This is a genomic window from Mesorhizobium sp. P160927 (assembly GCF_057766385.1).
The window spans coordinates 253270-271918 of the sequence record NZ_JBYMDW010000001.1; the positions used below are offsets into that span (position 1 = coordinate 253270).

Here is an 18649-nt window from a genome sequence, read left to right on the forward strand (position 1 = left end):
CCCGTAACTGAGAAGAGCGGAATTCGATTTCGCTATTGTTCCGGCTGGACACGGCCTTTGATATGGCGCGATCGCACCATAGCCATTGCACGCAGCGAATCTCCCGCTGATTCCTTGATTGCCTCGCCTGATCCTGCAATCGAGGCGACGCGGGCTCTATCCCGCGTTGCGGTGGACCTGACGGCCGGCGCCGACCCAGCGCTCGACCTTCTCGAGCAGGGCCCTGGGGCTGATCGGCTTGGGCAGATAGTCGTCCATGCCCGCCTCCAGGCAGCGCTCGCGGTCGCCTTTCAGCGCATGCGCTGTGACGCCGACGATCGGCACATGCGTGCCGGTCTCCTGCTCCAGCCGGCGGATCGCGGCCGTCGCTTCGAGACCGCTCATCTCCGGCATCGAGACATCCATCAGGATCATGCACGGATTGAGCGTGCCGAAGGCGTCGAGCGCCTTGCGGCCATTGCCGACGATCTCGAAACCATAGCCGGTCTCGCCGAGGATTTGCGTGAACACCATCTGGTTCACCTCATTGTCCTCGGCCACCAGTATATCCAGCCTGTGCCCGCCGGCCGTCGCAGGCAGCCTGGGGCGAACCTGTGGCGGCTGCAATTGCGCGCGCTGCTCCGATGGCGCCAGGGGCGGCGGCCAGGAAGCCTCGGGCGCCTCGTCCGCGAGCGTTTGAACGGCGTGGCCGCTGGTGGTGTGGCGATGGCGCTGGATGGTCGCGACCAGCGTTTCCAGGAGCACCGAGGAACGCGCCGGCTTGATCAGCTGGGCATCGATGCCGAGATCGCGGTAGCTGGTGTTGGCAAGCGATTGGTCGACCGATGTCAGCATGATGATCGGCGTGTCGGCGAGGCCTTCGGTGTTGCGCACGATGCGCGCCATTTCGGCGCCGCTCATCTCGGGCATCTGGTAATCGAGCACGACGCAATCGACAGGCACGCCATAGGCGGCGGCCGCGATCAGCACCTTGAGACCTTCGGCGCCGCTTTCGGCCGCGCAGGAATCGAACGTCCACGAGATCATCTGCTCGGTCAGGATGGCGCGGTTGACGGCGTTGTCGTCGACGATCAGCACGCGTGCGCCCGTCACGTCCACCGGCGTGATGCGCTGCCCGCTCTGCTGCCCGGCCACCGGCAACGTTACGGTGAACCAGAAGGTCGACCCCTTGCCTTCGGCGCTCTCGACGCCAATGTCGCCGCCCATCAGGTCGACCAGCCGCGAGGTGATGGCAAGGCCAAGGCCGGTGCCCTCGTGGCGCCTTGTCGAGGACGTATCGACCTGGCTGAATTTCTCGAACACCAGTTTCAGTTTTTCCTCGGGGATGCCTATGCCGGTGTCGGTGACCGAGATCGTCAGCCTGGTTCCCGTCGGAACCCGTTCGCCGGTCACGTCGACCAGCACGTGGCCTTCATCGGTGAACTTCACCGCATTGCCGAGCAGGTTGGTGACGATTTGCCGGATGCGGCCGACATCGCCGATGAATAGGCTTTCGAGCCGTGGTTCGATGCGCACGATGAGCTCGAGATCCTTTTCCTTGGCCCGTGTCGAAACCAGCGTCGCCACGTCCTCGATCGCCTCGGCCAGATTGAAAGGCGCCGGGTCGAGCACCAGCTGGCCGGCATCGATCTTGGAGAAATCCAGGATGTCGTTGATGATGGTCAAGAGCGCGTTGCCCGATTTGACGATGATGTCGGTGAATGTCTTCTGCTTCGGATCGAGATTGGATTTGGCCAGGAGTTCAGCCATGCCCAGTACGCCGTTCATCGGCGTGCGGATCTCGTGGCTCATATTGGCGAGGAACTCCGACTTGGCGCGGTCGGCGAGCACGGCGCGCTGGCGCGCCTCGCTGAGCTCCGCCTCGCGCTGCTTGAGTTCCGTGATATCGGTGGTCGAACCGATCAGGTAGAGCGAACCGTCGGAGGCGATCATTGCGCCCTTGCGCGCGAACTGATGCCTGACGCTGCCGTCTGAAAGGCGCACCGTCTCCTCGATCTCCTGGGTCTCGCCCGTACGCAGTACAGCGAGATCGCTGGCCACGAAGGCCTCGCCATCCGGCCCGAAGATCTCGACGTCGGTCTTGCCGATCGCCTCCTGCTTGCTGAAGCCGGTGAGATCGCACCAGCCCTTGTTGACATAGAATTGCCTGAGATCGGAGCGCTTGGCGTAGATCGACACCGGCACGTTGTCGATCAGGCTGCGGAACACCTCGTTCTCGCGCATGCTCTCTTCCAGAGCTTGCTCGCGCGCCTTGACGTCGGTGATGTCGGTGCTGGATCCGACCAGATGCACCGATCCGTCCGTGGCCACCAGGCGGCTCTTGCGCGTCATCAACTGCCGCACCGTTCCGTCACGATGAGTGACGGGCTCCTCGACCTCGCGCACATTCCCGTTCGTCACGACATCGGTGTCGTCCTGGCTGAAGCCTTCCGCTTCCTCGCCGCTGAACAGCTGACGGTCGGTCCGGCCGATGACATCGTCCTTGGCGAGACCGGTCAGCGCGCACCAGGCCTTGTTGACGAATTCGATGCTCAGGTCCTGCGCCTTGATGAAGGCGGCCACCGGCAACTCGTCCATGACATGACGGAAGAGATCGATCTGGCGCATCGAGTCATGAAGCGCCGCCTCGCGGCTCTTGAGGTCGGTGATGTCGACGCGCACGCCGATGAACGTGCCGTCGCCTGTGCGCATATCGTAGACCTGGTACCAGCGGCCATCCGCGTTGAGGCGCTCATAGGAGGAATTCGGCAGACGGTAACGCGCCAGGATGCCGTCAAGCCAGCGTTCGGAATCGGCTTCGTACAGGCTGTCGATCTCAGGATCGCCACTCGAACGGAAATAACCCACCGAATGGCCGAACTCCAGCGCTTCGCGGAAGGTGCGGCCGGGCTGCCAGAAGGGCTTCAGCGCCGGCAACGTATCCTGCAGTCTGTGGTTGGCGAAGACGAACTTGTCGTCGCGGTCGTAGATGATGACGCCCGCCGGCAGCGATTCCAGCACGCTGGCGAGATGCTTGCGCGCGTCTTCGGCTTCGGTCTCGCGCCGCTTCATGTCGGAGATGTCGAAGAGAAAGCCGGCGACATAGTCGCGGCCGCTTGCCATGCGGACGCGATTCTTCCTGACGATACGCGAACGGGTGCCGCCGCCGGCCTCGAAGCTTTCTTCCACTTCGTATTGCTGTCCCCCGGCCAGCACCTCGCGTTCGCTGCTTTCGAACAGCGCGACCTCGTCCGGCCCGAGGAAATCGCTTCCCGGCCTGCCAAGCATGGCTTGCGGCGCCTGCTTGAACAGCGCCGCGAAGGCCCTGTTGACGAACACGAAGCGCAGATTGTCGTCCTTGACGAAGATCGGATCCTTGACCCCGTTGATTACTGCTTCCGCCAGCCGCGCCTTTTCCAGCGCTTCGGCAAGTTCGGCCTCGCGATCCTTCATGTCGGTGACATCGACATAGGAAATGAACCGCTTGCCGCCGGCCAGCGGCGCCATCGACGAGATCAGCGTCCTGCCGTCATTGCGCGGGAACTGCCTCGCTCCAGCTGTGCCGGCCCTGATTTCAGCCTCGCGTTCGGCGACATGCCGCTGCCATGTCGCGTTGTCCGAACCATACGGGTCGATGTCGCGGCTGGCTTCCATCAGATCGCGGAAGCTGCAGCCGGTCTCGGCGCGCCGGGCGTCGATCTGCCAGAAATCGTAAAAGGCGCGGTTGATGACCTCGGCGCGCATGTCGGCATCGAGGACGAGAACACCGATCGGCATCTGATCGACCATGGTGCGGAGATTGGCGAAAGTCTCGGCTATCTTTGCGTTGGCGTTCTCGATCTCGGCGTCGCGCCGCTTGACCTCGGTGACCTCGTAGTAGGTCAGCAGGCGTTTGCCTCCCGACAGAGCCGTGACGGAGAACATCATGGTGCGCCCGTCGGTGTGGACAAACTCCCGAGGCGCGACGGTACCGTTCTTGATCTCTTCGATACGCGTGGCGAGGTAGCGCTGCCATTGCTCTTCGTCGATGTCGCCATAGATGCCGTTGCGGCGATTGAGTTCCATCAGCAGGCTGAACGGCGCGCCTACCGTCACGGCCCCATCCGCAATCCTGGAGAGATCGCGATAGGCCTTATTGACGATGAGCGTATCGAGCCTGGCGTCTAGAAGCACGACGCCCATATGCATGGCATCCATCGTCCGCTCGAGATCGGCGAGATGCTGGACGGTGTCGCCGCCAGCCGCCGGCTGCATGGCCTCGAAGGCGCTGGCCACCAGCGCGGTGACGTTGCGGCCAAGGCCGCGATAGCCGACGAATTTTCCTTCGCTGTCGAAACGCGGGACGCCTGACGTCAGCACCCAGCGGCAGTCGGGGCGGCCTCCCTTCAGTTCGTAGACGAAGTCGCGGAACGGCCGGTGCGCCTGCAAATCCTCCAGATGCGCCGCCGCACCGCGGTTGCCCTGCAGGACCTGGTTGAGAAAGTCGAAGCGGAACCGGCCTAGCACGATTGCCGGATCGATACCGGTTGCCGCCTGATAATCTTGGGAAAGCCAGGAAAAGCGCAGTTCCGCGTCGGTTTCCCAAATCCAGTCCGAGCCCGCTTCGACGAGTTGGCGCAGCGCGTCGACGCAATCCATGTCGACGCCGGATGACCCATCGCCGCCATGCGCGGCTGCCTTGCCGGGCTTGCGCTTGCCCCGCGCGCCGATTGCTTCGTCCGTTTCCGCCATGCTGTCCCCACCCCGAAAATCAAGGCCGAACCCTCCCTCCGCGGTTCGTCGGCGGAATGTGCCGCAGAAGCATTAACGATCCGCTAACCTTAACGGCGCAACCGGCCTGTTCCTGCTGCGTTATTCCGTCCGGTTGTGGCGCGGAGCAAGGCCGCGCTATAAGCATGCGCAGGGGTGTTGCTAATGTACGGACGGATAGGGCCTTTCTTGCTGAGCGTGGCGCTGCTTTTCGGCGGCGGCTGCTCTCGCAGCTATGACGGCACGGTGGTTATCCCGCGGCCGCTCGACGCCAGGCGGATCTGGGACCGGCCGCCGCCCAATGTCGACTACCAGCCGCAGGTCGACAACGGCGCCTTCCCGGGTCCACCCCAGCCTCCCGGGCGGTTTTACGAGCGCAGGGTGGTTAAGCCTGCGCCCCACAGACGGTCTCAGGCCAGGGTGTCACCGCCCTCTCCTCCGTCATCGGGCCCCGAAAAACAATTGGCATGCAGGAACGTAAGCGCTCCCGGTCAAAGAGTTCGCATGGTTTGCGATTAATGCATAAAACAAAGGCCTGAATCCGCTTCGACGCGACGTGCTTTAGAACGGTCTATAGCGATGCCGCGCCCTTCCTCGGTTCCTTGGCGCCGAGCTTGTCGAGCGCAAGCCGAACCTGGCGCAGATCGTCCTGCCAGCCGTCATCGTCGCCCATCGGGCTCTCCGACGCCGCCCGTTGCAGTCCGCGCGCCTCGGATTCGATCTTGCGCAATTCGGCGATCTTCTGGTCGGTAGTCAGTGAGGCGTCTTCGACGATCTCCAGTACCCGCATTTCCCTGAACGTGGCCATGGCGTTCTCCCTGCCTGATATCGACCACAACGCCGGGAGGCGGACCCCGTTCCGAAGACGAACGTTCCCGCGAAAACACTCGTGGGTCATTCAGCCGGGAAAAAGGCGGGGCCGACCACACGCACCGTCGAGCCTGCGATCAATCAGGCATTACGGTGTCTGGTGCTGAAACCTTTGCCCGTGCTGCTGCGTTGAAGCGCAAAGGAGAACGCGGGATGTCGATGCATTTCACCGTATCGGAGCTAACAAGAAATCTTTTTCACTCTCTCGGGCTGGATCACGGGCGTGCCCCACGGCCGCTCAGTCCCGAGGAAAGCCTGTTGCTGGAGTGCTATCTGGCCGGGCAAATCCCGGAATCCGCCTGGAGCGACTACGTCTTCGAGACTCCGGATTTGGCACGGCATGCCGAAGCACGGCGCCTGAGCCATTGATCCGCGGCGCGGGAAAGACGCCCGACAAGGTTCTCCGGTCCGACGAACCACCCGTGCCGATGCCCACTCCATGGCAGGCGTTTTTTGGGCATACCGCTAGTGCTTGGGCGAAACGAATTGCTGCGTAAACACGTTGCCGGCAATTCCTTGCGATAGCTGCGGCGATAGACTCAGCGGCGTGCAATTCTTCACCGCCGCTATTGCCGCATCGATGAACGCCTTACGCGCCTTGTCGTCGCCAGCCACCTTGGCGGCGGTTGGTCGCGGCGGCCCTATCAGAGTACCGTCGCGCTTGAAACTGAAACTCAGGGTTACAGTCGAATCTCCGGCACCGGCAGGCGGTGTCCAGCAGGACTGGATCGCGGTCCCGACATCGTCCATGGTGTTGAGCGTTGCGGCCGATGCGCATGCGACACCTGCCGACATCAAACCCGCGATCGCCAGTTTTGCAACATGTTTCATCGCAAGCCCTCATCGTCACGACAGTCCGGCAACCCGCGCCGGACTGCTGGGATCGATGGTAGAGCCGACACGGGCAATGACAATATCCCTGCCAAAAAGTTGTTCGAAGAGAGCCGACTCCGGAGCCGCCCTGGCGCCTGGCCGATGCGAGCCATGTACCCGAAAACAAAAAGGCCGGCACAGAGCCGACCTTTCCTTTCCGCCTCGACAGCTGCGCCAGTACATCCGTGGTCGCAGGCCCAAAGCGAATTGTCCCCAGTAGACAGGCTATTGGTGAACCAAACCTTAACCTGCCCGCCGCCCCTGCCCACAAGGCCAGGAATAGATTGCCGCGAAGCGCAAATTGTCGCGATAGGACGGCCTACGCGACGGCCTGAACTCGGTTTCTGGTATCGTTCCAGGCCCGGCACACTGCCCGCATATCATGGTCTTTCTCGGGCAACCGCTTTGATGTGTCCCCTGCGGGCAGCAATACCCTTTTGAAGCACGCCATCTCGAGCAATCGAAAATCTTTCTACCGCCATGGCAGTGCGTGCATGTCGTCCTAACAGAGGCCATTCCAAACTCTACCCGACCCAAGACCCGGGTTGCCGCGAAAGCTATCCCCGCGCCCAAGTATCAGAGAACGCACTACTTTCAAGCGTCGCGGCTTGACTTAAATTGGCTTGGATTCGGGGTATGGGAAGCCCCCGCTATCGCAGGCTTTGCGTGCTCTTTCGAGGTATGCGGAGCCCATGCGGAAAGGGTCCGAAACTGCAGGATTGTCTGGAGGTCAACGACAGGACCGTTGCCTGGTACGCCCAAGGGGAATCGGTTGTGTGCGTGAAGTTATGCAAAAATGGGGCGGCCATGAAGCTGGTCATGCAGCTTGGCGCAGAGCGAGCTTCTTGTGCTCGCGCAGGTCGTCCATGTTGATGTATCGGTTGGCCTCCATCCAGTTTTCGTTGGTTCTCGACGGCCAGCGCTCTGACCAGGCGCAGGCAGCTCTCGGCGTTGGGGAAGATGCGCACGACATAGGTGCGCCGGCGGATTTCCTCGTTGAGGCGTTCGAGCATGTTGGTGGACTTCAGGTGCTTGTGGTGCTGGCGCGGCAGACAAAAGAAGGTCAGCGTGCGCTCGATGGTCTCCTCCACCCACGTCGTCAGCCTTGGATAGCGGCCCGACCATTTGGACAGCCATGCGGCGAGATCAGCCTTGGCCTCGGCGAGATCGCGGCGGTCGTAGAGCCATCTGAGTTCCTGTAGGCAGTCGTCGCCGTGCTTGCTCGGCAGGTGATCGAGCGCGTTCCTGAGGAAGTGCACGTAGCAGCGCTGCCATGCGGCTTCGGGGATCACCTCGCCGATCGCCGCGACCAGGCCGGCATGGTCGTCGGACGACCAACTCGACGCCCTTGAGGCCGCGCCGCTTCAGCGCCACCAGGAACACCTTCCAGGCCGAGCGGCTCTCGCGATTGGCCATCTCCACGGCCAGGATCTGGCGCCGGCCGTCCCAATCGATGCCGACCGCGATCAGAAATCTCTTTTAGGCGCTGCAATGCGCTCGACTTTGGCTCGTTGGAATAGAGGTTCCGCCAGTTTCGATCAGCCACCCGGGATCATCCCAAAAACAGTCACATTATGCAGTCGTCTTGTAGCGGTTTCTGATTGCGAATGCAGACATGGTCGAGCTATCGGAGGGCTTGGGCTGAGGTGGATCGGTGGAAAACGGATTGGAAGTCGGAATAGCAAAGTGCCGGCGCGGCGACATTGGCGACATCGTTGAAGACAGGGTCGAATTTGTCCTGCTTGCCGAGGCGGGCATTCTCGAAGCGCAAGCCGTTTTGCTGTGCGAGAGCATACGGTGTTTCGCCGGCGCCTATTCGCGATGCCCGATAACGGTCGTGTCGCCAAGAAGCAGCCGTCGCCCATCCTTATCTACACGCCACCAACTTAAGCGACTGGACGTAGAATATTTACCGATCGAGATAGAAAGCTGCTGTCCGCAGTATGGCCCGTCCTATCGTGTTCATGCGCTCGCCCACGTCGAACGTCGGCCTGGGCCGCCAATAATTATCCAGCTCGATAGCGATACAATATTCATCGCTGAGCCGGATTTTTCATTGGGCACAAAATCGGCCGCCGCACGCCCGGTAGATGTTAAAGGGATGTGCACGACGGGTCCTGGTGACCCATTCGATAGTTACTGGAGGAAGGCATGCGCACTTGTCGGCGTCGACTATGACCATCTCCCCATCGTGCAAACAACTGTCCATGGTCAGGCAGTGCGAGCGAGCTATAATGCTGGGCTTTTTGTAGCAAAACGGTCACACGGGCTATTTCAGCGTGCTGAAGACATTTTCGAACGATTAGTGGCTGAGGATTTGAAGTCATGGCCCGAGGGCCCAATTATCAACACAGGGACCGGGGTCCTGGACGGAGAGGCCACCGCGTTTTGGGGCACAAGCCAAGCCGCTCTTTCACTGGCTGCAGTCGCCGCAAACCACCCCGTGCGGACGTTGCCAGCCACGCACAACTTTCCTCTCAACATGTTGGCCGCTCTAGCGGCGCCTGACACAGCGCGGCTGGTCCACCTCCACTATCACGGCCTGTTCAGCGCCGGGTCGGGGGGTGCAAATCCGGTGTTGGACGGAACGCTGGAGCTTCCGGCAGGAATTTCGGAATGGCTTTCGGCACGGCTGCCGCTGCCGGAACGCCCGCAACAGGCGGTCCCGACGCGCGACCTCCGAAGGTCTCCCCGGAGAAAGGCAATCCTCATCCTTGGCATGCACCGCAGCGGCACCTCAGCGCTCGGCGGCGTGATTAACGCACTGGGAGCGGCCAGTCCGAAGAAACTGCTGCCCGCTGACTCCTACAACCCCACGGGTTATTGGGAGAGCTCCCGCCTGCTTCTCGCCAATGACGACTTACTCGCATCGGCAAACTCCTCTTGGCATGACTGGCGAGCGCTCGACCCGCAATGGATGCAATCGCGAGCCGCGGAGCGGCATCGACATAAGATCAGAGCAGTCCTGGACACTGAATTCGGCGACGAGCAGCTGTTTTTTGTCAAGGATCCGCGGATTTGCCGATTTGCTCTGTTTATATCGTCGATCCTGGCCGAGATGGAGGTCGATACGGTCGCATTTCTGCCGATCCGCAATCCTCTTGAGGTAGCGCTGTCTTTGAAGCGGCGAGACGGCTTTCCGGTGGCGAAGTCACTTCTGCTTTGGCTGAGGCATGTGCTTGAAGCGGAGCACCAGTCACGAGACATGCCACGTTGTTTGTGGCGTCACGAAGATTTCCGCACTGACTGGCGGCGGCTTTTTAGCGATGCGACAGACGAAATCGGGATCATCTGGCCGGCTCCTGCCAGCCAGTCGGATATTGAGATTGAGAAGTTCCTGACAGAGGAGCTGCATCACGAAAGAGTCTCGATCGAAGATCTGCGAAACCATCCGGACGTCACACCTCTGATCCGGACCGCGTATGAGATTTTGCGTTCCATGGCGGTCGACGGCGAAAGCCGTGAACTGCGCGCTCAGCTGGATCTGGTGCGAACGAAATTCAACGACAGCTGTGATCTTCTGGCGATAGCGATGGAGGAGGCGGAACATCTCCATAGGGAGCTTCGAGCGCGGATTTTGGAGCGCGAGGCGGTCGTGCGCGAGCGTGACGCGGTGGTCCGCAATCGGGACACTTTCCTCGCAGAACGCAACGCGCTTCTGGCGTCGCGTAGCTGGCGCTGGACCGCACCGTTGCGATGGGTACACGGTTGTGCCGCAAAACGCATCGGTAGACGGTAACACTGATATCCGGCGAAGACGCGGTTGCACGCGGTTTGCCTGGCGTTGGCCAAAAGTGCGAAGCAAGAATTCAGCAACGAAAATCGTCGAGACAGCCTGGAGTGCTTGGAAAGCCTGGTACGCCCAAGGGGAATCGAACCCCTGTTCCCGCCGTGAGAGGGCGGTGTCCTGACCGCTAGACGATGGGCGCGCTCAAGAAGGGGCGATATAGGCTGACGGCCGGGAAAAAGCAACTGGGGTTCGGCGGCTTTGCCGCATCGAATGAAAAGCCGCCCCCGCGTTAGCGTTTCGGCTGGATCAGGTCCCACAGATTGCCATGCAGATCGGCGAAAACCGCCACCGTGCCATAGGCTTCGTGACGCGGCGCCTCGCGGAATTCGACGCCCTTGTCCAGCATCGCTGCATGGTCGCCGGCAAAATCGAGGGTTTCGAGGAAGAGAAAAACCCGGCCGCCGGTCTGGTTGCCGATGCTTTTCCTCTGCGTCTCGTCGGACGCCTCGGCCAGCAGCAGCCTGGCGCCCTGCCCGTCGGCCGGCGCGACCGTGACCCAGCGTTTGCCGCCGCCGAGATCGACGTCCTCGGTCAGCGTAAAGCCCAGCCGCTCTACATACCAGGCGATCGCCTCGTCATAGCTGGCGACGACCAGCGCCACGGTCGCGACACGACGGTGTTCGGCGAAGCCGGTCATGTCCGTGGCAAATCTGTTTGCCGCATTGGCGCCTGCCTATTTGTTGCGGATCGCGAAACGGCCGATCAGGCGGCGCTCGGCGATATCATAGATGAAGATCGCACGGCTGCCGTCGGCAAGCTCGGCGTCGATCGAAAGGCGGTTGCCCGACAGTGACTGACCGACCACCCTGGCGCCAACCGGCAGAACGATGTCCCCGGTGAGCGGTTCGCTGGCGGGTACCTGGACGTCGCCAGCCAGCGGCGGGCTCACCGGCGTTGCTTTGCGTGATTTGTAGACAATCGCCGCGATCACCACCATAAGAGCCAGAAAGAGCAGGCCGAGATTGACGGCCATGAAGCGGATGAGCTTGCCGCGCAGCTTGTCGACTTCGGGGTCGAGCGGCTTTTCCTGCTCTTCATCGGCATCGGGCCGGGCCATGGCAAACATTCCGGAATGGTTTTTCGATGAGCGCTCATAGCGAAGAGGCCCCCGAATTGATAGAGGACCTGTTGATAGAAGCCGCGCCCACCTTGCTGGTCGCCGGCGCGGACGCGGCCGGCCAACGCCTTGATCAGTGGCTGGCGGCAGCCCTTGGCCCGGATATGTCACGCAGTCGCGTGCAGATGCTGATCAGGCAAGGCGCCGTCGTCATCGACGGCAAGCCGGTCGACGAAACCAAGCGAAAGATGCGCGCGGGCGAAAATGTGTCGGTAGCCATGCCGGAACCGGAGCCGGCTCAGCCGCAAGGCGAGACCATTGCGCTCGACGTGCTCCACGAAGACGACGAGTTGATCGTCATCAACAAGCCGGCGGGGCTTGTCGTGCACCCCGGCGCCGGCAACTGGACCGGCACGCTGGTCAATGCGCTGATTCATCATTGCGGCGACAGCCTGTCTGGCATTGGCGGGGTGCGCCGCCCGGGCATCGTCCATCGCCTCGACAAGGAGACCAGCGGCGTCATGGTGGTCGCCAAGACCGACCGTGCCCACAAGGCCCTGTCGGAGGCGTTCGCCGACCACGGCCTGACGGGTGATCTCGAGCGCGCCTACCTGGCGCTGGTCTGGGGCATACCGCAGAGGCCGACCGGAACGATCGATGCGCCGCTTGGCCGCGCCTCCGACCGGGTTCGCCGCGCCGTAGTGCCGGAAGGCCGTGACGACGCACGGCACGCCGTCACTCGTTTTGCCGTGCAGGAGCGTTTCGGCGAGGGCCAGCGGGAATTCGCTGCCGCTAGCCTCGTCGAATGCCGGCTGGAAACCGGCCGCACCCACCAGATCCGCGTCCACATGGCCCATATCGGCCATCCCGTGATTGGCGACCCGGACTACGGCCTCGCCTTCCGTACCAAGGCCAATCGGCTGCCCGAACCGCTGAAAAGCCAGGTCCAGGCATTTTCCCGGCAAGCCTTGCATGCACGGCTCCTTGCATTTCGGCACCCGATTACCCATCTAACGATGAGGTTCGAGGCGCCGTTACCGGGGGACATGGAGGAACTCGTCGGCGGCTTCCGCAAGCTCTGAACCTGCCGTCAAAAACCTGAGTGGCATTGTTCACTTCAACGTGACACACTGTTTCGTGTTGAACAAATGCCTGTCTTTTCTGGTTTTGTTCCTGTATAAGATCTGTTGTCGCGAGCGAGCCTTTTGGTGTTCGCGTCACATGCCCGCCGCGTTTCGGGGGCATCACTCCAATAGAGAGGGGGCGCTACCATGGCCCAGTCATTACCCAGTATCGTTTCCGGTGAAGGCGGCCTCAGCCGCTATCTGGAAGAAATCCGCCGCTTTCCCATGCTTCAGCCGCAGGAAGAGTATATGCTCGCCAAGCGTTACGCCGAGCATGAAGACACTACGGCCGCGCACAAGCTCGTCACCAGCCATTTGAGGCTCGTCGCCAAGATCGCCATGGGCTATCGCGGCTATGGCCTGCCGATCGGCGAAGTGATCTCGGAAGGCAATGTCGGCCTCATGCAGGCCGTCAAGAAATTCGAACCCGAGCGTGGTTTCCGCCTCGCCACCTACGCCATGTGGTGGATCAAGGCCTCGATCCAGGAATACATCCTGCGCTCGTGGAGCCTGGTCAAGATGGGCACGACCGCCAACCAGAAGCGTCTGTTCTTCAATCTCCGCAAGGTGAAGGGCAAGATCCAGGCGCTGGACGATGGCGACCTCAAGCCCGACCAGATCGCCGAAATCGCGACGCGGCTGAACGTTTCCGAGGCCGAAGTGGTGTCGATGAACCGCCGCCTGTCCGGCGACGCGTCACTCAACGCGCCGATCCGGGCGACGGAAGGCGAGTCCGGCGAATGGCAGGACTGGCTGGTCGACGACCACGAAAGCCAGGAAGAGATGCTGATCGAGCAGGACGAGCTGGAAAACCGGCGCGGCATGCTGTCGGGCGCTCTCGCCGTGCTCAACGATCGCGAGCGGCGCATCTTCGAGGCGCGCCGCCTCGCCGAGGAGCCGCTGACGCTCGAGGAACTGTCGGCCGAGTTCGACATCAGCCGCGAGCGCGTGCGGCAGATCGAGGTGCGCGCCTTCGAGAAGGTGCAGGATGCGGTCAAGGCCGCCGCCAAGCGCCAGATGCAGGCGCTGCGCACCATCGAGGCACAGCCGGCGGCTTAAAGCCGGCTTCGGGCAGGAAATTGCAGGGCGGCGTCAGGAAACTGGCGCCGCCTTTTTGTTGGCGAAGCCGCCGAAGCAGCGCCTTTCTCCCCGCCACTACACGGGGAGAAATGTCCGGCAGGACAATGAGGGGCGGCGCTGAGGTTGCCAGGTTCTTGCCGGAGCAACAGCACATGCCGGACATCATCATCAATGCTGGCGCCGCCCCTCATCCGGCTGCCGCCACCTTCTCCCCTTATAGTGGCGGGGAGAAGGGACTAAACCTCACAGCCCGTCCAGCGGGAATTTCAGGTAGCGCCGGCCATTGGCTTCCGGCTCCGGCAGCCGCCCGCCATTGATGTTGATCTGCAGTGCATGCAGGATCAGCCGCGGCATCGGCAATGTGCGATCGCGCGCCTCGCGTAGCGCGACGAACTCGGCCTCTGTACGCGCGGCGACCAGGTGGATGTTGGTCGCCTTCTGTGCCGCGACCGTGCTTTCCCACATCGGTTCTCGACCGCCAGCCTGGTAATCATGGCCGACGAACAGCCGGGTTTCCTCCGGCAAGGCCAGGATGCCTTGGACGGAGCGCCACAACCGCGCGGCGCTTCCACCGGGAAAATCCGTCCTTGCCGTGCCGCTGTCGGGCATGAACAGCGTGTCGTGGATGAAGCCGGCGTCGCCGATCACATACGTAATCGATGCCAATGTATGTCCAGGCGAGAACAGCACCCTGACCGGAAGGGTTCCGATCCGGAAGGTCTCACCCTCGGCGAACAGCCTGTCCCACTGTGAGCCGTCAGCCGGAAAGTCCGGCCAGTTATAGATCACTTTCCACAGTGCCTGGACGTCGACGACCTTGTCGCCGATCGCCATCGGCGCTCCAGTCTCCTGTTTCAGGTAATGCGCCGCCGAGAAATGGTCGGCGTGGGGATGGGTATCGAGGATCCACTCGAGTTCCAGCCCGTTTTCCCCAATGAAGTCGAGCAAGCTATCCGCGCTCATCGTACTGGTCGCGCCGGATTTTTCATCGAAGTCGAGGATCGGATCGATAATGGCGCATCGCTTCGTCGCCGGGTCTGCGACGACATACTGGATGGCCCCGGTCGGCTTGTCATAAAAGCCGCTGACCTGCGGCTTCGCCAAAGCTATCTGCACGTCCGGCTTCCCCAAACCTAGCCGGCAGAAACGATTTTCTCCGCCGGAACCCACCGTGAGCATCGTTGTCCGCCCCGACGAACCAGTCAAGCGTGACTTGGTTCGCAGGAGCGGAAAGCCGGAAACTATTCCGACGTACCGGCTTAGGCGGAGGGCTGCTTGGTTTTCCTGAGATAGGGCAGGATCGTCTCGTAGGCGCCGAAACGCTTGATCGCATCCTCGTTGGAAACGGCGGCGGTGATGATGACGTCCTCACCCTGTTTCCAGTTCGCCGGCGTCGCCACCTGATGCTTGGCGGTAAGCTGCATGGAATCGACCGCCCGCAGGATCTCGTCGAAGTTGCGCCCCGTGGTCATCGGGTAGGTCAGCACCAGCTTTATCTTCTTGTCCGGCCCGATGACGTAGACCGAGCGTACGGTGGCGTTGTCGGCGGGTGTGCGGCCTTCCGAGGTTTCGCCGGCGCCGCCTGGCAGCATGTCATAAAGCTTGGCGACCTTGAGGTCCTTGTCGCCGATGAGCGGGTAATGCACCGAATGGCCGGTCGCCGTCTTGATGTCGTCCTGCCATTTGCCATGGCTTTCGACCGGGTCGACCGAAATGCCGACGATCTTGACGTTGCGCTTCTTGAACTCGCCCTCGAGCCCCGCCATCGTGCCAAGCTCGGTCGTGCAGACCGGCGTGAAATTCTTCGGATGGCTGAACAGGATCGCCCAGCCGTCGCCGATCCAGTCATGGAATTTGATGGCTCCCTGCGTGGTCTCGGCGGTGAAGTCCGGCGCGATATCGTTGATACGAAGACTCATGACCTATCCCTACCCCTTGTGAATGTGGCCGGTATCTTCGCCGCCCGGCGCCCCGGCACCTAATCGTAGCACCGCAGCGCGACTGATTAAACGCTGGAGATGACGGTCATTCACTCGATGCGCAAAAATTTTCCCACACACGCGGGATCAGGGCCAAAAATTACGACGTGATTGATATCGGGCATGAGGACAAGCGGCAGGAATCGGCAAAGACGCCTCAGGCCTTGTTGATTGCCAGCGTCGCCGTCAAATCTTCCATGCGCTGCGCCAGGGCGCCGAGCGCGCCGGTCAGCACGCTGTCGCTCTTGTCGGCCTTGGTCAGCGCCTCGTCGCGCGTCTTGCGCAAGGTCAGCACTTCGCTTTCCATGCCCTTGACGCGCTTCTGCAGCTCGGAAAGCTCGTCCATCACCATGATGCCGGCCATGACGGTCAGCCGCTGGTCACCGATCTCGCCGAAAGAATCCTTCAGATGCGAGACATAGCGGTCGAAGCGCTCGGCGAGATCGATCAGATGCTCTTCCTGGCCCTCGTCGCAGGCCATGCGGTACTGCTTGCCGTCGATTGAAACCGTGACCTGTGCCATCGGGGCCAGCTCCTATCTGTCCAACACGGCGCGGATGGTTTCCATCGCGGTCACCAGTCTTCGCGACACTTCCTTGTTGGCGTCTTCCAGCCGTTCGGCGCGCGCTTCGGAATTGTCGAGTTCCTGCGCCAACCGCGAGCGGTCGGCATTCATCCGCTGCACTTCGGCCTCGGCTTCCGAATAGTCGCGTTCATGCTCGAGCTTGGCCGCGACGGCGTTTTCCAGCCCTTCGATGGCCTTGCTCAGCCTGGCGATTACTTCCTTGAGCGTGGTTTCCCCGGTCATGGCTTCGTCCTGTGCCCTGCCCATCACCGAATCGTTCGCGTTCAGAACGCGTTATCCCGGAAACATTAGGCACCGGGTGAAGGCAACGTCAATAAAGCTCTCGCGACTGTCCCCCGCTAACGCTAAAGTAGGTCCACCGCCGACATCACAAGACCGGCAAATCTGCACCCGATTTGTTGACTAAAAGCCCGCGCCTGCTATGTGTCGCGCACCCTTTTCAAGGGCTCTCCCAAGCCCCCAAACCCCCACCCTGGAGGTACCATGACGTCGCGTGAACAACATGACCGGATGGCCAATGCGATCCGTTTTCTCTCCATGGATGCCGTCGAGAAGGCGAATTCTGGCCATCCCGGCCTGCCCATGGGCTGCGCCGACATTGCCACGGTGCTGTTCACCCGCTTCCTGAAATACGACCCCAAAGCCCCGCATTGGGCCGACCGTGACCGCTTCATCCTGTCGGCGGGCCATGGTTCGATGCTGCTCTATTCGTTGCTGCACCTGACCGGCTACGAAGACATGACCATCGACCAGATCAAACACTTCCGCCAGTTGGGCTCGAAAACCGCCGGCCATCCCGAATATGGCCACGCCACCGGCATCGAGACCACGACCGGCCCGCTTGGCCAGGGCCTCGCCAATTCGGTCGGCTTCGCGCTCGGCGAGCGCATCATGAACGCCGCCTTCGGCAACGACCTTGTCGACCACTACACCTATGTGTTGGCCGGCGACGGCTGCCTGATGGAAGGTGTTTCCCAAGAAGCCATCGCCCTTGCCGGTCACCTCAAGCTCAACAAGCTGATTGTTTTCTGGGACAACAACAACATCTCGATCGACGGTCCGGTCTCGCTTGCCGACAACACCGACCAGGTCGCGCGCTTCCAGGCCTCCGGTTGGAACGCCAGCCACATCGACGGCACCGATCCGGAAGCGATCGCCTATGCCATCGAGGCCGCCCGCCATTCCGACAAGCCGACGATGATCGCCTGCAAGACGACCATCGGCTTCGGTGCCCCGACCAAGGCCGGCACCAACAAGGCGCATGGCTCGCCGCTCGGCCCAGATGAGATCGCTGGCGCGCGCAAGTTCTTCAACTGGGACTCGCCGCCCTTCGAGATCCCGGCTGACATTCTCGACGCCTGGCGCACCGCCGGCAAGGCCGGCGTCAAGGCGCGCACGGACTGGGAAGGCCGCCTGGCCAAGGCCGATCCGAAGCTGAAGGCCGAGTTCGAGCGCCGTACCAGTGGCAAGCTGCCGGCGAATTTCGACTCCGTCATCGCCGACTACAAGAAGAAGCTTTCAGCCGACAAGCCGAAGGTCGCGACCCGCAAATCGTCGGAAATGGCGCTGGAAGTCATCAATGGCGCGGTGCCGGAAACCATCGGCGGCTCGGCCGACCTGACCGGCTCCAACAACACCAAGACCAGCCAGACCAAGAACATCACGCCGGACGATTACGGCCAGCGCTATGTCCATTACGGCATCCGGGAACACGGCATGGCTGCCGCGATCAACGGCCTGACGCTGCATGGCGGCCTCATTGCCTATGGCGGTACCTTCATGTGCTTCTCCGACTATGCCCGCCCCTCGATGCGGCTTGCCTCGCTGATGGGCATCCGCTCGATCTTCGTCATGACCCATGATTCCATCGGTCTGGGCGAAGACGGGCCGACCCACCAGCCGGTCGAGCACATGGCCGCCCTGCGCGCCATTCCCAACCACAATGTGTTCCGTCCGGCCGACGCGGTGGAAACCGCCGAATGCTGGCAGATCGCGCTCGAATCCGAAAAGACGCCGTCGACCCTGGCGCTGACCCGCCAGAACCTGCCGACGGTGCGCACCGAGTTCACCGAAAAGAACCTGAGCAGCCAGGGGGCCTATGAACTCGCCGCCGCCAGCGGCGAGGCCGCTGTGACGATCTTCGCCACCGGTTCCGAGGTCGAGATCGCGCTTGGCGCCCGCGACCTTCTGGAAAAGCATGGTCACCCGACCCGTGTCGTCTCGGTGCCCTGCTTCGAACTGTTCGATAAGCAGAGCGACGCCTATCGCAAGAAGACGATCGGCGACGCACCGATCAAGATGGCGATCGAGGCCGGCATCCGCCAGGGCTGGGATCATCTCATCGGCTCGGACGGCATCTTCATCGGCATGACCGGCTTCGGTGCGAGCGGTACGATCGAACAGCTTTATCCGCATTTCGGCATCACAGCCGAGGCGGCTGCCAAGGCGGCGGAAGCCCGCCTGCAAGGCAGATGAGGCCTGGCATGTCGCCCAAAAGTGTATCGCGATTTGGGACAACGACATGCACGAAACAAAATACCCGACGAGATCGCGTGAAAAGCG

14 protein-coding genes, 1 tRNA gene and 1 pseudogene are annotated in these 18649 nt (G+C 61.9%); 5 read left to right on the top strand and 11 right to left on the bottom strand.

What is annotated here, in order from left to right; translation table 11 throughout:
* Positions 1 to 156: 156 nt before the first annotated feature.
* On the bottom strand, positions 157 to 4710 hold the full coding sequence (locus tag AC3CB8_RS01250; protein ID WP_352564136.1) for a PAS domain-containing protein: 4554 nt from the start codon (positions 4708 to 4710) through the stop codon (positions 157 to 159).
* A gap of 589 nt (positions 4711 to 5299) precedes the next feature.
* On the bottom strand, positions 5300 to 5536 hold the full coding sequence (locus AC3CB8_RS01255) for a hypothetical protein (RefSeq protein ID WP_023774098.1): 237 nt from the start codon (positions 5534 to 5536) through the stop codon (positions 5300 to 5302).
* Between the two features lie 215 nt (positions 5537 to 5751).
* On the opposite strand from AC3CB8_RS01255, the gene AC3CB8_RS01260 reads away from it, so the two are divergent.
* Positions 5752 to 5967 (top strand): hypothetical protein, encoded by a 216-nt coding sequence (locus AC3CB8_RS01260; protein ID WP_084056335.1) that lies wholly within the window; start codon positions 5752 to 5754, stop codon positions 5965 to 5967.
* A gap of 96 nt (positions 5968 to 6063) precedes the next feature.
* On the opposite strand, the gene AC3CB8_RS01265 is transcribed toward AC3CB8_RS01260, so the two are convergent.
* Together AC3CB8_RS01265 and AC3CB8_RS01270 are read right to left on the bottom strand one after the other, a co-directional pair.
* Positions 6064 to 6429, bottom strand: a complete 366-nt coding sequence (locus AC3CB8_RS01265; protein ID WP_352564138.1) for a hypothetical protein — start codon at positions 6427 to 6429, stop codon at positions 6064 to 6066.
* A gap of 859 nt (positions 6430 to 7288) precedes the next feature.
* Positions 7289 to 7941 (bottom strand): annotated as a pseudogene (locus AC3CB8_RS01270) (IS256 family transposase); the annotation flags it as partial.
* 196 nt (positions 7942 to 8137) lie between these two features.
* On the opposite strand from AC3CB8_RS01270, the gene AC3CB8_RS01275 reads away from it, so the two are divergent.
* Positions 8138 to 10210 (top strand): sulfotransferase family protein, encoded by a 2073-nt coding sequence (locus tag AC3CB8_RS01275; RefSeq protein ID WP_352564139.1) that lies wholly within the window; start codon positions 8138 to 8140, stop codon positions 10208 to 10210.
* A 115-nt stretch (positions 10211 to 10325) separates the two neighbouring features.
* On the opposite strand, the gene AC3CB8_RS01280 is transcribed toward AC3CB8_RS01275, so the two are convergent.
* The 3 genes from AC3CB8_RS01280 to AC3CB8_RS01290 all read right to left on the bottom strand — a co-directional run bounded on the left by AC3CB8_RS01280 (position 10326) and on the right by AC3CB8_RS01290 (position 11318).
* Positions 10326 to 10400: transfer RNA gene (locus AC3CB8_RS01280), tRNA-Glu, on the bottom strand.
* A 90-nt stretch (positions 10401 to 10490) separates the two neighbouring features.
* On the bottom strand, positions 10491 to 10898 hold the full coding sequence (locus AC3CB8_RS01285) for a VOC family protein (protein WP_352564174.1): 408 nt from the start codon (positions 10896 to 10898) through the stop codon (positions 10491 to 10493).
* A gap of 36 nt (positions 10899 to 10934) precedes the next feature.
* Positions 10935 to 11318 (bottom strand): fimbrial protein, encoded by a 384-nt coding sequence (locus tag AC3CB8_RS01290; RefSeq protein ID WP_352564176.1) that lies wholly within the window; start codon positions 11316 to 11318, stop codon positions 10935 to 10937.
* A gap of 26 nt (positions 11319 to 11344) precedes the next feature.
* Between AC3CB8_RS01290 and AC3CB8_RS01295 the strand changes: the two genes are divergently transcribed.
* Both AC3CB8_RS01295 and rpoH read left to right on the top strand, forming a co-directional pair.
* Entirely contained in the window at positions 11345 to 12400 is a 1056-nt protein-coding gene (locus AC3CB8_RS01295; protein WP_352564178.1) for an RluA family pseudouridine synthase, read from the top strand.
* A 189-nt stretch (positions 12401 to 12589) separates the two neighbouring features.
* Positions 12590 to 13501, top strand: a complete 912-nt coding sequence (gene rpoH, locus AC3CB8_RS01300) for an RNA polymerase sigma factor RpoH (RefSeq protein WP_015315375.1) — start codon at positions 12590 to 12592, stop codon at positions 13499 to 13501.
* 264 nt (positions 13502 to 13765) lie between these two features.
* Here the strand turns inward: rpoH and AC3CB8_RS01305 are convergent, their stop codons facing one another.
* The 4 genes from AC3CB8_RS01305 to AC3CB8_RS01320 all read right to left on the bottom strand — a co-directional run bounded on the left by AC3CB8_RS01305 (position 13766) and on the right by AC3CB8_RS01320 (position 16309).
* Positions 13766 to 14638, bottom strand: a complete 873-nt coding sequence (locus AC3CB8_RS01305; RefSeq protein ID WP_352564180.1) for an MBL fold metallo-hydrolase — start codon at positions 14636 to 14638, stop codon at positions 13766 to 13768.
* 143 nt (positions 14639 to 14781) lie between these two features.
* Entirely contained in the window at positions 14782 to 15441 is a 660-nt protein-coding gene (locus tag AC3CB8_RS01310; protein ID WP_352564182.1) for a peroxiredoxin, read from the bottom strand.
* Positions 15442 to 15658: 217 nt separating this feature from the next.
* On the bottom strand, positions 15659 to 16024 hold the full coding sequence (locus AC3CB8_RS01315; RefSeq protein WP_023773987.1) for a cell division protein ZapA: 366 nt from the start codon (positions 16022 to 16024) through the stop codon (positions 15659 to 15661).
* Positions 16025 to 16036: 12 nt separating this feature from the next.
* Positions 16037 to 16309: a DUF4164 domain-containing protein gene (locus tag AC3CB8_RS01320; RefSeq protein ID WP_015315371.1), complete on the bottom strand. Its 273-nt coding sequence runs from the start codon at positions 16307 to 16309 to the stop codon at positions 16037 to 16039.
* A 261-nt stretch (positions 16310 to 16570) separates the two neighbouring features.
* Here AC3CB8_RS01320 and tkt point away from each other — a divergent pair, with 261 nt between their 5' ends.
* Entirely contained in the window at positions 16571 to 18562 is a 1992-nt protein-coding gene (gene tkt, locus AC3CB8_RS01325) for a transketolase (RefSeq protein ID WP_023773986.1), read from the top strand.
* Positions 18563 to 18649: the final 87 nt, after the last annotated feature.

What these genes read in the sequence shown, in the direction of transcription:
- AC3CB8_RS01250 (WP_352564136.1), bottom strand. Translation starts at nt 4,710, where the DNA reads ATGGCGGAAACGGACGAAGCAATCGGCGCGCGGGGCAAGCGCAAGCCC.
- AC3CB8_RS01255 (WP_023774098.1), bottom strand. Translation starts at nt 5,536, where the DNA reads ATGGCCACGTTCAGGGAAATGCGGGTACTGGAGATCGTCGAAGACGCC.
- AC3CB8_RS01260 (WP_084056335.1), top strand. Translation starts at nt 5,752, where the DNA reads ATGTCGATGCATTTCACCGTATCGGAGCTAACAAGAAATCTTTTTCAC.
- AC3CB8_RS01265 (WP_352564138.1), bottom strand. Translation starts at nt 6,429, where the DNA reads ATGAAACATGTTGCAAAACTGGCGATCGCGGGTTTGATGTCGGCAGGT.
- AC3CB8_RS01285 (WP_352564174.1), bottom strand. Translation starts at nt 10,898, where the DNA reads ATGACCGGCTTCGCCGAACACCGTCGTGTCGCGACCGTGGCGCTGGTC.
- AC3CB8_RS01290 (WP_352564176.1), bottom strand. Translation starts at nt 11,318, where the DNA reads ATGGCCCGGCCCGATGCCGATGAAGAGCAGGAAAAGCCGCTCGACCCC.
- AC3CB8_RS01295 (WP_352564178.1), top strand. Translation starts at nt 11,345, where the DNA reads ATGAGCGCTCATAGCGAAGAGGCCCCCGAATTGATAGAGGACCTGTTG.
- rpoH (WP_015315375.1), top strand. Translation starts at nt 12,590, where the DNA reads ATGGCCCAGTCATTACCCAGTATCGTTTCCGGTGAAGGCGGCCTCAGC.
- AC3CB8_RS01310 (WP_352564182.1), bottom strand. Translation starts at nt 15,441, where the DNA reads ATGAGTCTTCGTATCAACGATATCGCGCCGGACTTCACCGCCGAGACC.
- AC3CB8_RS01315 (WP_023773987.1), bottom strand. Translation starts at nt 16,024, where the DNA reads ATGGCACAGGTCACGGTTTCAATCGACGGCAAGCAGTACCGCATGGCC.
- AC3CB8_RS01320 (WP_015315371.1), bottom strand. Translation starts at nt 16,309, where the DNA reads ATGACCGGGGAAACCACGCTCAAGGAAGTAATCGCCAGGCTGAGCAAG.
- tkt (WP_023773986.1), top strand. Translation starts at nt 16,571, where the DNA reads ATGACGTCGCGTGAACAACATGACCGGATGGCCAATGCGATCCGTTTT.